Source organism: Chlorogloeopsis sp. ULAP01 (assembly GCF_030381805.1).
In the GTDB taxonomy this organism is placed as follows: domain Bacteria; phylum Cyanobacteriota; class Cyanobacteriia; order Cyanobacteriales; family Nostocaceae; genus Chlorogloeopsis.
Window position 1 is genome coordinate 227,134 of the sequence record NZ_JAUDRH010000003.1, and the last position, 14,975, is coordinate 242,108.

12 protein-coding genes are annotated in these 14,975 nt (G+C 38.7%); 8 read left to right on the plus strand and 4 right to left on the minus strand.

The window, feature by feature from the left end; genetic code table 11:
• Positions 1–157: 157 nt before the first annotated feature.
• Genes menA through QUB80_RS07285 form a run of 3 tightly spaced genes read left to right on the plus strand, consistent with a single transcriptional unit; the run spans position 158 to position 3,549 of the window.
• The gene (gene menA / locus QUB80_RS07275) at positions 158–1,069 is read left to right on the plus strand and encodes a 2-carboxy-1,4-naphthoquinone phytyltransferase (protein ID WP_289788838.1); all 912 of its coding nucleotides are present in this window, start codon (positions 158–160) and stop codon (positions 1,067–1,069) included.
• A 54-nt stretch (positions 1,070–1,123) separates the two neighbouring features.
• The gene (locus tag QUB80_RS07280) at positions 1,124–2,074 is read left to right on the plus strand and encodes an o-succinylbenzoate synthase (RefSeq protein ID WP_289788839.1); all 951 of its coding nucleotides are present in this window, start codon (positions 1,124–1,126) and stop codon (positions 2,072–2,074) included.
• Positions 2,068–3,549, plus strand: a complete 1,482-nt coding sequence (locus QUB80_RS07285) for a 2-succinylbenzoate--CoA ligase (RefSeq protein WP_289788840.1) — start codon at positions 2,068–2,070, stop codon at positions 3,547–3,549. Before QUB80_RS07280 ends, QUB80_RS07285 begins: the two co-directional genes overlap by 7 nt.
• Here the strand turns inward: QUB80_RS07285 and QUB80_RS07290 are convergent.
• A complete protein-coding gene (locus tag QUB80_RS07290) occupies positions 3,532–3,978 on the minus strand; it encodes an acyl-CoA thioesterase (protein WP_289788841.1) in 447 nt (148 codons plus the stop codon). The genes QUB80_RS07285 and QUB80_RS07290 overlap by 18 nt on opposite strands.
• Before the next feature lie 108 nt (positions 3,979–4,086).
• Here QUB80_RS07290 and QUB80_RS07295 point away from each other — a divergent pair, with 108 nt between their 5' ends.
• Positions 4,087–4,986 carry a DUF8173 domain-containing protein gene (locus tag QUB80_RS07295; RefSeq protein WP_289788842.1) on the plus strand — a complete coding sequence of 300 codons (900 nt, stop codon included), beginning with the start codon at positions 4,087–4,089 and terminating at the stop codon, positions 4,984–4,986.
• A gap of 116 nt (positions 4,987–5,102) precedes the next feature.
• On the opposite strand, the gene QUB80_RS07300 is transcribed toward QUB80_RS07295, so the two are convergent.
• The 3 genes from QUB80_RS07300 to QUB80_RS07310 form a co-directional block, all read right to left on the minus strand.
• Positions 5,103–6,203, minus strand: a complete 1,101-nt coding sequence (locus QUB80_RS07300) for a T3SS effector HopA1 family protein (protein ID WP_289788843.1) — start codon at positions 6,201–6,203, stop codon at positions 5,103–5,105.
• Positions 6,204–6,303: 100 nt separating this feature from the next.
• Positions 6,304–7,560 (minus strand): phosphotransferase family protein, encoded by a 1,257-nt coding sequence (locus QUB80_RS07305; RefSeq protein ID WP_289788844.1) that lies wholly within the window; start codon positions 7,558–7,560, stop codon positions 6,304–6,306.
• Positions 7,561–8,826: 1,266 nt separating this feature from the next.
• Positions 8,827–9,150 carry a TMEM14 family protein gene (locus QUB80_RS07310; RefSeq protein WP_289788845.1) on the minus strand — a complete coding sequence of 108 codons (324 nt, stop codon included), beginning with the start codon at positions 9,148–9,150 and terminating at the stop codon, positions 8,827–8,829.
• Positions 9,151–9,237: 87 nt separating this feature from the next.
• On the opposite strand from QUB80_RS07310, the gene QUB80_RS07315 reads away from it, so the two are divergent.
• The 4 genes from QUB80_RS07315 to uvsE all read left to right on the plus strand — a co-directional run bounded on the left by QUB80_RS07315 (position 9,238) and on the right by uvsE (position 14,941).
• On the plus strand, positions 9,238–10,569 hold the full coding sequence (locus QUB80_RS07315) for an ATP-binding protein (RefSeq protein ID WP_289788846.1): 1,332 nt from the start codon (positions 9,238–9,240) through the stop codon (positions 10,567–10,569).
• 117 nt (positions 10,570–10,686) lie between these two features.
• Positions 10,687–11,973, plus strand: coding sequence for a tellurite resistance TerB C-terminal domain-containing protein (locus tag QUB80_RS07320; RefSeq protein WP_289788847.1), 1,287 nt, complete (start codon positions 10,687–10,689; stop codon positions 11,971–11,973).
• 118 nt (positions 11,974–12,091) lie between these two features.
• A complete protein-coding gene (locus QUB80_RS07325) occupies positions 12,092–13,420 on the plus strand; it encodes an ATP-binding protein (RefSeq protein WP_289788848.1) in 1,329 nt (442 codons plus the stop codon).
• 561 nt (positions 13,421–13,981) lie between these two features.
• A complete protein-coding gene (gene uvsE, locus QUB80_RS07330; protein WP_289788849.1) occupies positions 13,982–14,941 on the plus strand; it encodes a UV DNA damage repair endonuclease UvsE in 960 nt (319 codons plus the stop codon).
• The last annotated feature ends 34 nt before the right edge of the window (positions 14,942–14,975 follow it).

The following is a 14,975-nucleotide window of genomic DNA, read 5'->3' on the forward strand; positions in this document are numbered from 1 at the left end:
GGGTAAATGACAGGTAAGTATACTCACATTTGGTGGAAGTATTCTGATTTATGAAGTAAATAATATTTTAATAATTCGTAAAACACTAATTGTGTCTCCTTCCAAGCGTAGAATTATTCCATGAAGTTGATAGGTGGAAATAAATTAAGGTTTTTCAATGTCAGCAAATTTAATTAATATCACTAGTAACAATCCAACTAATCGCAAATTATGGATGGCAGCAATTAAACCACCCATGTACAGTGTGGCTATGATGCCTATTTGGGTAGGAACTGCTGTAGCATTCGCGGAAACTAAGATTTTTAATGTAGCAGTATTTTTTACTTTTTTAGCGGCAGCAATCTTAATTTTGGCTTGGGAAAACCTCAGTAATGATGTTTTTGATTCTGAAACGGGAATTGATAAAAATAAACATCATTCTTTAGTAAACTTGACTGGTAACAAACTATTAATATTTTTGTTGGGTAATGTATTTTTATGTTTGGGTTTGTTAGGAATACTAGCGATCGCTTGGTGGCAACATGATCCAACAGTAATTGGATTAATTCTGGTTTGTTGTATTTTGGGCTACCTTTACCAAGGGCCTCCATTTCGTTTAGGATATCAGGGTTTAGGTGAAATTCTTTGCTTTTTTGCTTTTGGCCCTTTGGCAGTATCGGCAGCATATTACAGCCAAACGCAAACTTGGTCAATCCTAAATTTAGCAGCATCGGTAATTGTTGGCATTGCCACAACCTTAATTTTGTATTGTTCACACTTTCACCAGGTTGAAGATGACTTAGCGGCAGGAAAGCGATCGCCGATTGTTCGGCTGGGTACGCAAAGAGGCGCACAAGTATTGCATTGGTTTACTGGTAGCATTTACGTGCTCACTGTTTTATTTGTAGTGTGGGGAATTTTTCCCGTGTGGACATTACTGAGTTGGGTGAGTTTACCCTTCGCGATTAAATTATGCCGTCACGTTCAAGAAAATCATTACCAGCCAGAAAAAGTCAGTAACTGTAAATTCATTGCTGTCGCCGTGCATTTTTGGTGTTGCTTGCTGTTTGGTGCCGGATTTATGGTTTAAGGCAGACGGCAGAAGGGAAGAAAGGAAAGAAAGCTGTTGGCAACTTATTAAACAATGCACTATAAATTCGAGTTTCGTCCTTACCAGCGAAAATTTGTGCGTACAGTTGTCACCAGTCACGGTATTTGGGAAATCCGTGAGGGTATTATTCTCCGCCTTACCGATGAATTTGGAAAAGTAGGTTGGGGAGAGATTGCCCCGATTAGTTGGTTTGGTTGCGAAACCCTAGAGCAAGCCTTAAATTTTTGTCAGCAGCTATCGCCGGAAATCACAGAGGAGACAATTTTTTCTATCCCTGATGATTTACCCGCGTGCCAATTTGGGTTTGAATCGGCGATTTCTCCCCCTCCCCCTCCTGTCTCTCTCAGCTACAGTGGTTTGTTGCCTGCCGGAGAAGCAGCCTTAGAGGCTTGGCAAGAGTTGTGGCAGCAGGGATATTCTACTTTTAAATGGAAAATTGCTGTTTATCCTAAGGCTGTTGAACTGAAAATCTTGGCATCACTTCTTCAAAGTTTACCAGTGTCTACAAAATTGCGTTTAGATGCCAACTGCGGGTTGAGTTTTGAGGAAGCTAACTTGTGGTTGGCAACTTGCGACAAAGTGAATGCCGATAGTGAATTGCCAGTGAAAATTGAATTTATTGAACAACCCTTACCTGTGGATGAATTTCCGGCGATGTTGGAATTGAGTAGACGATATCAGAGTGCGATCGCTTTAGATGAGTCAATCGCCACGCTGAAACAACTTGAATACTACTACAAAAATGGCTGGCGAGGAATTTTTGTGATCAAACCTGGAATAGTCGGTTCTCCTTCTCGTCTGCGTCAGTTTTGTCAACAGCATAAAATTGATGCTGTGTTCTCATCAGTGTTTGAAACAATAGTTGGTAGAAAAGCAGCGCTCCAACTGGCAGTAGAATTATCCCAACACAATCGGGCAGTCGGTTTTGGTGTTAGCCACTACTTTGGTGAAGAAGATGCTGTTTGGCTGGAAAATCTATGGTAAAAACGTTAAAGCATCTTGTCGAGCAGACATATTATCTGCCTCATGATTGGTTAATTTGCGAACATAGCCATGAATTTATACAGTTAACTGAAAAATTTTATTTAGAATTAGCGCAATTTTCGCACTGGCAAACTCCACCAAAAATCATCTTAGCCGAACACGAACCAGTACGATTTTTAGCTGCTTTTCTAGCTGCTTGTGCAAGTAATAGTTCAGTTTTTCTTTGTAATCCCAACTGGGTAAAACATGAATGGCAACAAGTATTTGAACTTGTACAACCAGATATTATTTGGGGAATGGAAGGAAGAGGAGGCGGGAAGGGGGAGACAAGGAGGCAAGGGGAATCAAGAAGACACGGAGACACGGTGACAACCAGACAAGGGGAAAAGGAAACTATTTTTGGATTCTCTGACTCGCCACGCATCATGATTCCCACTGGTGGTTCATCAGGAAAGATTAAATTTGCGATTCATACCTGGGATACGCTGACAGCATCTGTACAAGGATTTACAGAATATTTTCAGTTACAGCAAGTCAATTCATTTTGCGTTTTGCCGTTACATCACGTCAGTGGTTTAATGCAATTTATGCGTTGTTTTACTACTGGTGGAAAACTAGTTATTTTGCCTTTTAAAAAATTAGAATCTGGAAAACTAATTAATATAAATTTATCAGATTTTTTCATATCTTTAGTACCAACTCAATTACAACGCCTTCTCCAAAAAGTTAATTTAACTCAATGGCTATCCCAATTTCAAACAGTTCTTCTGGGAGGTGCGCCAGCTTGGGATGAACTGTTAGTAAAAGCGAGATACCATCAAATCAATTTATCTCTTACCTATGGCATGACTGAAACTGCTTCTGGAATTGCCACTCTTAAACATGATGATTTTCTTCATGGTAAAGTGAACTGCGGTCAAATTCTTCCTCATGCCAAAGTCACTATTCGTAACGAACAAGGTGAAGCTTTACATCCCAATCAAGTTGGAAATATTTCTATTCAAGCTCAGTCTTTATACCTTGGTTACTATCCTTTAAATAATGATTTTAGTGAAGTTGATGCTAGCTGTGTTCCTATTTTCAACACAGATGATTTAGGATTCTTAGATAATGAAGGTTACTTAAATATTATTGGGCGTAGTAGCAACAAAATCATTACAGGTGGTGAAAATGTCTATCCCTTAGAAATTGAATCGGCAATCAGAGCTACTACAATGGTAACTGATATTTACGTCATTGGAATACCAGATCAAGATTGGGGACAAGCTGTAACAGCTATTTATATCCCCAAATATGAAAATACCTCTTCAGAGGAGATTCAAAATTTACTGAAGGATAAACTCAGTAAATTCAAAATTCCTAAATACTGGATTCCTGTACAATTTTTACCTCGCAATTCTCAAGGCAAAATTAATCACCAACAGCTAGAGCAAGAAGCCATAGAATACTCAAAACTTTTAAATAGCTTCTCTTGATTTTCTTCTCTCAATGTTCTCTGCGTCTTTGCGGTTTATTTCCAACCATCTCATCACTGATTCGGGCAACTCTGTTCTATTTCTACTATTTGTTTCAATACAAACGTGTCTGGTTATAGCCTTAGAAACCATAACATCAGCAACTATGATTTCGTAATTGATTTCAAATTTATCAACACCTAGCTTTTGTGGCATCAAACTAATAGTTAACTTATCACCACAAAACATTGGTCGCAGAAAATCTACACTAGTATGAACAATTGGAAAAGCTACAGAGTAATTACTAAAAAATTCTTTGAGATTAATACCTGATGCTTCTAAAGATTCTTCGTAAGCTTCATGACAAATACCCAAAACATTAGCAAAGTATACTACACCAGCAGCATCAGTATCTTGAAAGCGGACGGTGCGATGATAAGTAAAAGACATAAGTCAAATTTCGCCTTTTGTATAGATTTAATTTCTGAATATATCTGAATATAAACACCATAAATAAAATAGGGTATTAGAGATAATTTTTAATCAGGGGAAAATAGAGTGAAACGAAATACTCTCAACCGCTTGATTTTTTTATTATTATCAACCCTGAGCGCAATTCTGTTTTCAACAACAGTTCTAGCGCAAACCGACATTAATATTAACAACGCTAATATTATCCACTTTGGCAGTGATGTGACAGTAGCTCCTCAACAAACTGTGGAAAATGCTCTTGCGATCGGAGGCATGGTGACGATTCAAGAGGGAGCACGAGTCACTCAGACTGCGATCGCTGTTGATGGTGATGTGATTTTAGAAAAGGGCGCTCGTGTTGATGGCGATGTTTATACAGTGGGAGGAAAAATTATTACAGCACAGGGAGCCACTATAGGTGGTGCTTCAAGTACAGTCTTCGAGAATGGTAGATGGGGAATGCATGGTGTTAGGCAAAGGAGATTTGGCAACTTTATTTTTCGCTATCTCTTCAATGTGGCTTTCCACCTTCTGAATATACTTATAGGTACTATTATTGGTATTTTGATCCTACTTTGGCGACGGAATTTCTTGCCAAGCTTGGCAGCAACTATTAGCCAATATCCCCTCCAATGTGGATTGTGGGGTTTAGGCGGTTTGTTTGCTGTACTTTTGCTAGTTATCCTCCTAGCAGTGAGCTTAATCGGAATTCCACTGTTGCCCCTAGTTGCTTTACTAGTTGCTATTACGGTGCTTGTTGGAAATCTTGGAGTTGCTCTTTGGCTTGGGCAAAGAACTTTATCAGCTACTGGGCGATCGCCTATCCAAAAATTTCTGATTGGGATGCTGATTTTGGCTTTAATTGGTTTGATTCCGGTACTGGGAGGATTGGTGTTATCGGTAGTGAATATTCTTGGCTTTGGTGCAATTTTGGCTGGGCTTTTGGGCAAACGACGTTCGCAAGTTGTTCAGGATGAACACCCATAATCAACTAAAGGCGATCGCTATGTGAACATCCAAGGGCGCGATTGCACACCCGCCACCCATTTGTCTTTCCTTCTGCCTCTAGCATAGCTGCCTTCTGCCTTATTTCTTCAGGTGTATCAACTCAAAGGATAATATATATCCTCAGAACAAGGATTGAGATAGGGACGTTGCAAATCGATTCCGAATTTAGAAAAATGCTTATAGATAGTTTGTATGCGCTCTTCGACGGAATTCTTGCCTTTTTGCCAAGCCTCCAACAAAGCATTGGCAACAATTTGACAACGGTTGATACCAAAACTTTCTTGAGCAACAAACTTTTGATTTGGTTCTTCAGCAAGACTTAGCCCAGGTGCCAAAAACTTTGTAAACAGGGGAGTTTCTGGGTGAAAATGAGATTGATGTTGTGTATATACGGCTTGCAGAACTTTTCTGACTGTGGGATAGTCGTGACGTTCAAAGTAAAGCACTCCTGAATCGTAACGTCCGTAAGCAGAGTAATTGTATGGAACTTGAAAACTAAAGGGAATTGCTGCATCATTCAGTTCCAGTGTCAAGCTCTCCATCATCGCGATCGCACCTGATGGAGTTAAATTCAAATAGATTCGCCCTTTTCCCAAATCAGTGTCAAAGTTTGCTTGTACTTTTTGCCCAATATTGCTGACTGCCACATAGCAACCATATTGCAGTCGATTCTTGGGCATCCAAATGTCAATTACATCTCCCACCTTAGCAGCTTGCATCATTGGTTCTAAATGCCGAGCCTGCTTTGCAGGAGCCAGACTAACGCTTTCTATGTGCATCGTCAAGCCACCTTTAGTCACTGCTAAACTGCCATCAGGTTCTCGACGCAATACCTGCCAATCAGGATCAAAGTAACCAATGCCGTGATTGCTCTGGTGCAATTGCTCGTATAGTTGCCTATCAATCCCTAAAATCGAGTTATTTTCTAAAGATTTATGTGGTAAATAATCTGTAGGCTCGGCTTTTAATGACAAGATACTTTGCAACGAACCGTTGTAATAAATACCGTAAATAAAATTTCGCAGTAGCAGAGTCAGATACTTATACTGTAGCTCTGTAGAATTTTTCTGAAATCTCTGTGCTAACTGACTGGGCAGGGCAAAGGGTTGATAATTGGGATGGCAAATGCAAAATTTAGATTCAATCTGGATATTGCTGGCAATATCGAGCAGTTCACGATCGCAAGAACCTAGCATGATTCAAACTTAAATACTTTGAGAGGAGCGTGGAAAAAGATGAAGTTAATTACGTTATACTCCACAGTTCCTACTTTATCCTGGACACTTAATACTTTTCTTAACACCCACGTAAACGGGTTTTGTTGTAGAAAACGCGAACCAAATTCTGTTCCTTGTTTGCTTGTGGATGTTTACTTATTTTTGTAAAGGGTTTAACAATTTCTGATTCAGGTATACCAAAAACTGTTATCACAGATTCTTGAGGTTTTGTTAATAAATCTTTGGCAACTTGGAGTACATAGACACTTATATTATCAAAGTGTCTGTCATATTGAATACTGTCTTGAATATTTTGAATCAAAACTAAACCCGCAAATTGAACAACTCGCTGCATCAAGTCGTGTCGGTACTCCAAAATCATCGGAAAAGCATTCAAATAAGCTTGGATTAATGCCAGCATAGAAGGCTGAAGAACTTCTAAAGGTGTAGCTGCTAACTGTAGAGATTCTTCCTGGGTGATCAAGGGATCTACTACTAGACTTTCTAACCAAATTCTTAAATAACTTGCTACTAGAGTTCCCAAATCAAAGGCGGGTTCTCCCCAGGCACAAGCTTCCCAGTCAATTAGCCGCACAAGACAGTTATCTAGTTGATTCCACCGAGAATGCACCAAAATATTTTCTAGTTTTAAATCGTTGTGAGTTAGGCAACAAGGTTCCCATAAAGCTGCTAATTGGGCGATCGCTGCTTCTATACTTTCGTAGCGTTGGTAAAGAGCATAAAATTTCAGTGCTTGGGTTGGAGCATTACCGAAAATATCTGAACTAATTGACTCTATACCTTGAGCGGGATTGTAAAACTGATAGCGAAACTGCCCTTGAGGAGCAGTTGCCATAAAATCACGATATTCGCGGCGATTAAATGTGGCACGATGCAGCACGCCCAAGCAACTACCAATAGCAGTAGCAATTTCTGAAGGGTAAATATCGCTGTTTTGATAAAAATCTCTTAGTTCTAAATATTCCGATAGATAGTTGCGAACAAGGATAGAATTTTCCTCATCAAAATGCAGAACTAAAGACGCGATTTCTGCAATGTTTCCTAAAACTGGGAACTGCTGCAACAGTTGATGAAACAGCCATTCCTTGAAAAACTCCTCAGGAATGCGATGATCGTCAATCTGATGTTCTTGTTTAACTAGCAGTGTACGAGCGCCCGTGCTGGGATGGCGATCGCCTTTGAGAGTCACCAGTAAGTTGGCATTTTTGTTGTTAGTCTCTGGCAAGTTTTTGGCTGATGCGCCATCTTCTGAGCTACACAGATCTGCTTGTTGCAAATACTGAATAACGTTATGAGAAGACAGTGTAAATATCATGTATATTTCCTAAATCGTATAATTACTTAGAAAATTAGCAACGTTGTTATTAGCCTGATGTTACGCAGAGCTAAATAGCACAAACTTACAAGTATCATTAATGATTGGTACTATCTATTAATATCCTATACCTTTAAGAAATACTTGCCAAAATGGCAAGACAGCCTTTACTGTTACTTTAAATTTTTCTGTTGTATCTATTCAAATCTTTAAATACTTGAGTGAAATTACTGGCGTATCTACGGGGTTTACAAATTGCGGTTTTTGATTTGACTAAGTTATACCAATGCGTGGATTTTGGATTGGACATCTCCTTGGTGTGTCGGGGTTTGATGAATCCATACGTCGCAATCTTTTTTTATTTGGTGTTACACGAAGACAGTATGAACCATCACTAATAATTAAATTTAGCTGTAGAAATTTAGGTTAAATCTAATGATTTTTGACAACCTAAAAGCCTGAAATAGTCGATTATCTTGAAAAAAGTAGAGTAATTCACATCAAGACTTCCACTAAAAGCTTAAAGGCAAAGCCTCGAAACCCCAGTTACCAACATTATCCTGGTAAAAAAACTAGATACTCTACCCAGGGTGCAGGATATCAGGTAATCACTTATTTACTGCATCCTTCCCAAGTAATATTCATGCCTGATCTGGATTCTTAAAAGAGCGATCGCAATTTTTTTCTGACTAACTCTCACACTTAAAAACATTTCTTCCTCACCTCAATCAATAGCAAAAAACTAAACAATAACTAGACAAAGCAAGTCGCTTGATAGTAAGCGTTTTTCTACACAAAAATATTAATTTACAAATCATAATTTCCGCAGTGTAGTAATTACTGATCCTGAACTCCAGATTTATAGAAATTTATAGAAATTTGTACCTCTTAAAGAGAGTCAGATAGGTATAAATCAGGGTTGTGAACTGAATTCAACACTCTTTTTGAATTTACAGGAGGAAAGTCAAAATATATAAACTTAGTATAAATTAGTGCAAGTAGGAAGAAAACTACTTTGTGCCAATTGGAACAAGAATCAGCAAAACAACCAAATTAAACGTAATATATACCCTGTAAGATCCCCGACTTTTCTCAAAAGTAGGAGATTTGGGTTTTCAGTTTATTTATGCTGACTCACTTAGCAACAAAGGTTGTGCTCGCAAGCATAGTGTGGCTAATCACAGTCGATATTGTTAAAAAACCACTTTGTTGTAATATAAATGTACTAATTATTGTTTTTAGAGAAAAGTTGCCATGAAAATGACACTATCTTCTGATTGCCACAAATTGATGTACCATTACTGCCAGAGTTAACATACCCAAAATAATCATCAACCCAGCAGGCATAAACTTACGTGTTTTGGCAAATCTAAATGCAAAGACAATCAATAGTACCGCAGTAACAATTGCAGCTAAAGTTAAACCCCAAGTTTGTCCTTGAAGCCGCATAAAAGCCGCGAAAATTAGCAGTAAGCCGCAGATGCTAGCACTGATCAGAGAAACATTGCTACTAGCGTTGATGTAACCAATAATACCACCGATAATTGTAACGATACCGTAGATAAAGGCGGCAACAATATCTAAAGCCATTGTTAAAACCTATGTAGATTTTAATTTTACCGCAAGCGTCAGCAGACAATTTATCATAGCTATCTAGCTAAATAACTGAATCGATTGATGGATAATCAAGCAATCGCAAAGGTTCAATTCCTTCAGCGCCAAGCAGCATCACTCTTACTCTACCAATCTGTTCTGCAAACAGAGGTAGGTATAGCATTTTTAAATTTGTTGCAAACTATACGTTATACTGAGGCAGACGCTAGGAGTTGCTTACAAGCCTATGGTAATTACTTTAGATCCTTAGCAGCAATAAATCAAAATTGGGAGGAATATTTAGTAACTCAAATTCTCAAAGACGAGAATCCTTTTACAAAACAAGCCCAACAGCAGAAATTTGCAAGTTTGCCTCCTGCTTTGGTAGCAGCAGTTAGACATGATTTACAAGCACTGCAACATCTATATGAATGTAGCACTGCGACTTTGAGTGAATGGGTGCAATGTGTAGCACATTTACCTGTGTCGCCAGTAGTGTGGTACAACGAGCAACATAAAATAGAAGCAATTCACGACTTACAATTAGCAGAGAAACTACAAAAGTTAGAAAATTGGGCTGAGGTTGCACAAGACTTGGCAGCTTACTATCACAAATTTGGCACAGGCTTATTCGCTGAGTTTAAAGCGCTGCGGTGGCAATCTGGACAATTTATCGGCATAGCCAATTTCGATCCTGTGAAATTGAGTGAACTAACGGGTTACGAGTCGCAAAAAGAAACTTTGTTAAAAAATACAAATTTCTTATTATTAGGGCAGACAGCACTGCACATATTACTTTACGGTAGTCGCGGTTCTGGAAAATCTTCTTTAGTCAAAGCTCTGCTTAATGAGTATGGCGATCGCAACTTACGCTTACTGGAAGTAGCAAAATCAGAATTGAAAGATTTACCGATGATTGTGGAACAGTTGCGAGGAGCGCCCCAGAAATTTATCATCTTTGTTGATGACCTTTCCTTTGAAGAGGATGACGATGCGTTTAAAGCATTAAAAGTAGTATTAGAAGGTAATTTAACTGCACGTTCGCAAAACGTCGTGGTATATGCCACTTCTAACCGTCGCCATTTAGTGCGGGAGTTTTTTACTGATCGCCCCGCTCCCAGAGATAACGATGAAGTTCACGCTTGGGATACCATGCAAGAGAAACTTTCGTTTAGCGATCGCTTTGGTTTAACTTTGACTTTTGAACCTGCCGATCAAAAAACTTATTTAAAAATTATCCGCCATCTTGCAGATTTAGCTGGAATTGATATTCTTGATGAAGATTTGGAATACCAAGCTTTGCAATGGGCAACTCGTCACAACGGGCGTTCTGGCAGAACAGCAAAGCAATTTATAGATTTTTTAAAAGCAGATTTATCAATTTTTAATTCACGAAATCATTCACTTACAAACTAGTCATCTATTTTTCAGTAATCAATATAAATTCAATTTCTCAATCTCACTGATAACAAATGTGCATACATAACACTTAAAACTCTCCCTTACACTCAATCTATGCTCAAATCAAGCAATATGCAATCAGCAATGGTAAGCAATAGATTCATTTTAGGCATAGTTGCCTTCGGTATTAGTTTTGGTCTCAGTCTTGCTCTCACCTGGAATTTTGGTAAATCCTTCATTATCGGTTTAATCACCTTGATTGTGACTTATAGTGCCTTATTTGTAGAGCAACAACAAAGAAATCATGAAATGCTTGCTAGGCGTGATTCGCTTCACAGGCGTATTCGAGAGCTTGAAGGATTGAAATCGCGTATGCTCGCAGAAATAAATCAACTTGAGGCACATCATGCTTTACTCTATCAAGAGTCAAACAAGTTCCAAAACCAAGTAGTAGAACGTCGCAATCAAAGAGATATTCTCAATCGGGAATTAAGCAGTTTTATTATTGAGAAAAAACAGCTAGAATCACAAATTAATTATTTGCAGGATGAAATCAGTAATCTGGAATCAACCAAAGTAGAAATTAATAAATCATTTTCTAATCTGAACGCAGATAAAAGACGTTTAGAGTTGAACTATAACGTATCCAAAGCCGAAATTAATCAGTTACAAACTCAAATTAGCGAACTTCAACAACATAAACAAGAATTAGAAAGCAATTTAGTTTTACTTGGTAGGCTTAAACCTCAACTAGAAGAAAAGCTATACCAAATGAGAGTTAAAATTCATGAAATGGAAACAGAGGAAAAAAGACTGAATCAAGTCTTACTAGATGTAAAAGCTGAAAAAGGAAATGTAGAATCTAATCTAAATTCTTTACGTACACAAGTAGCAGAACAAGAAACTCAACTTCATCATTTACAAGAACAAGTCATCTTATTACAAGATGAACGAGACAATTTGCAAAGCCAAGTTTGGGAATTGCTACAACAAACAGAAGTTTTGCACAACGACAACTTGCTTGAGCCGGGGCAAGAAGAAGAGGTAGAGTTATTTCCTTTTGCAGAATTAATTGAGCCAACAGAAAATAGTAATTATTCTACTGAAATTGTAGAAATTATCCCAGAAGATTGGGTGAAATTTGTCGAGAAACTACCAAATCATGAAATTCAAGTTCTCAAAGCAATTATAGAGCAGGAAAATCCTTATGCTGCAATTAAAAAAATTGCTGAAGATAACATCACAATGCCAAATTTATTAATTGATTCTATCAATGAGCGTGCCAATGATACCCTTGGTGAATTAATTATTGATCCAAGTTCGGATGCTCCAGAAATTTATCCAGAGCATCAAAGCAACGTCGAAAGAGCGATCGCTGTTTATCAAGACATGATGGCGAGACTTACCTCATCAAATTAGAATTAACAGAATCACTAGTCACTGATTTAACCGTGAATTAGGGTATGCCCTTCAAAGGGAGCGGCTTGAAAACTATACCTACCCTCAAGCTACAATAATGCGAAGTGAGGTGATCTACATGGCAAAGCTCAAAATCTCGAAAAAAGTATCTACTGCAATTATCAATTCTCTCAGTGCGGGAGTAGTGCCAAGAGTTGGGCTTGAACAAATAGCAGTGGGTAGAGAAAGAGAACTCAAAAGCCTGTTACAAAACCTCGATGACATCGCAGAAGGTATAGCAGCATTTCGCTTCATAATTGGCAACTACGGTTCGGGTAAAAGCTTCACACTGCAACTGCTTCGTAATCGTGCTGTAGAACAAGGCTTTGTAGTTGCCGATGCTGACTTATCTTCAGAACGCCGACTTGCAGGCACAAACCATGAAGGTTTGGCAACCTATCGAGAATTAATGAGCCACCTTGCCACAAAAACTCGTCCTGATGGTGGTGCTTTAGTCTCAATTTTGGAAGGATGGATTAATAAGATTCAGCAAGAAGTAGCCAAAGAAAGTGGCATGCGCCCCAATGATGATGGCTTTGACGATCAAGTTGAAACCAAAATTAGAGAAGTCATTCAATATATTGAAGATTTAGTTCACGGTTTTGATTTTGGTAACGTAATTATCGCTTATTGGCGTGGTTACCGCTTAGATGATGATGATTTAAAAAATGCAGCTTTGCGCTGGTTGCGAGGAGAATATAACACTAAAACTGAAGCAAAAGCAGCTCTGGGTGTGCGCATAATTATTGATGATGACAGTTGGTATGACTACATCAAATTATTAGCTAAGTTTGTAGCCGAAATTGGCTACAGAGGACTTTTAGTCTTGCTCGATGAAGCTGCACACATATATCAAATACCTACTACAGTCACACGAGAAAAGAATTACAACAGATTATTAGCAATATTTAATGACACCATGCAGTGTAAAGCAGAGCATCTTGGTGTTTTTATTGGTGGTACAACAAAATTTTTAGAAGATCCAAATCGTGGACTTTTTGCAGATGCAGCTTGGCGAAGACGCACCAAAGAAAGCCGTTTTTTAACTCAGGCTAACGTGCAAGAATTTTTAGGCCCAGTGATGCGACTTAACCCATTAACAGAAGAAGAAATCCTGACATTGTTGCAAAGATTGACTGAAATTCATGCGCTTAACTTTGGTTATGAGCAGAGTTTAAAAACTCGCGATTTAAAAGACTTTATCCAAGAAATTGTCAATCGTTTGGGTGCAGAAGCATTACTAACTCCTGGCGAAATAGTACGAGACTTTATTAGCGTTTTGAATGTGCTTCACCAAAATTCAGGTATATCTTTTGGTGATTTAATTCATGGCACTAATTTTAAACCCACAGTCGCAGGTAAAGATTCAGATGTGGATGAAGATGATGTAGCAGAATTTAGTTTGTAAAGAATCAAAGCTTCTTAGGCTAGAAGCCTTACGCTTAAACCATTCACGAAGTTCTAAGACTCATTCACGAGGTTGTGATACTCATTTACGAGGTTTCATACTATTTCACAAAAAGGCTGATATGGATCTACCCCACCGCCTACGGCACCTCCCCTTACTAAGGGGAGGTTGGGAGGGGTTGAATATGAATCACTCAAAAAGTGAAATGGTATCAATACTCATTTACGAGGTTCCAAGACTCATTCACGAAGTGCCGAGGCTCGTTGGCGAAATTTGTTGACGAATTACTGATACTACATCTGAATTTAATATCCCCTTTTACCCTACACCCTAGAAGGGTGTGGCTATACAAAAAAGGGGTTGAACAACCGGATTTAGTATGATAACCAGCAAATTGTAGGGTGAGCAATGCCCACTCCCTGATAAATTCGCCAACGCTATCATGATGCTGGGATGGTAGTTAAAACCCATTTAAATACAGCTTCTGTCTTTAGATACTAATTATTCCAGGCAGAACTTAGTTAAATCAAAAAGATACCGACATTAATAAATATATAGTTAATGACTTTAAGTACTCAGTTAGATAATCTTCCATTCTTAGAGCACAAATCTCACAGCACATCGCCATACTTGGGGCTAGTCTGCATAACCTTCTCTAAAGAGGTGCGCTATCGGACAATAACACGCACGCGTTACTTACAACTTGGTGAAGAACAACGCGCCAACACCCTCAAAGAACTTTATCGGGATAATTTGCAGCGTTTGGATGGGGCATTAACTTTTTGTCAACAGCACAAAATTCAACTTTATCGGATGCCTTCAGGTTTATTTCCGATGAGCGACATGGAAGACGAAATCGGTGCAAATATATTAGAGGAAATGAGTGCCGATTTAGCTAAGATTGGACAACAAGCAGAAAAATTGGGAATCAGAATGGTGCTGCACCCAGATCAATATGTAGTGTTGAGTTCTGATTCTCCAGCAATAGTAGCAACAAGCATCAAGATTCTAGAGCGTCACGCTCGCACGATGGATTTAATGAGTTTACCTCGTTCTGTTTGGTCTTTGATGAATATTCATGGCGGCAAATCTCAACGCCCCGAACAATTAGTGCGGGTAATTTCGGAATTACCAGAAAACGTCAAAAGTCGCTTGACTCTGGAGAATGATGAATATGCCTACAGTGCCAGTGAAATTTTAGCAGTCTGTAAAAGTGCTGGTGTGCCAATGGCATTTGATGCCCATCACCACATTTGCCACGAAAATTTGGATAGTTACGATCATCCGAGTGTGGCAGAAATGCTTGCTGCGGCGCGAGAAACTTGGGCTAATCCACAGTGGCAGATGGTTCATATTTCTAATGGCGAGCAGGCTTTTAATGACAGAAAGCACAGTAACTTAATTACTGCCATGCCCAGTGTCTATCACCAAGCACCTTGGATCGAAGTGGAAGCCAAGCAGAAAGAAGAAGCTGTTAACCATTTGCGATCGTGGTGGCTAATGCAGAATAATCTTTCATAGAGTAACTGTTTGCGTTTTTGCAATAAAAGCGCGA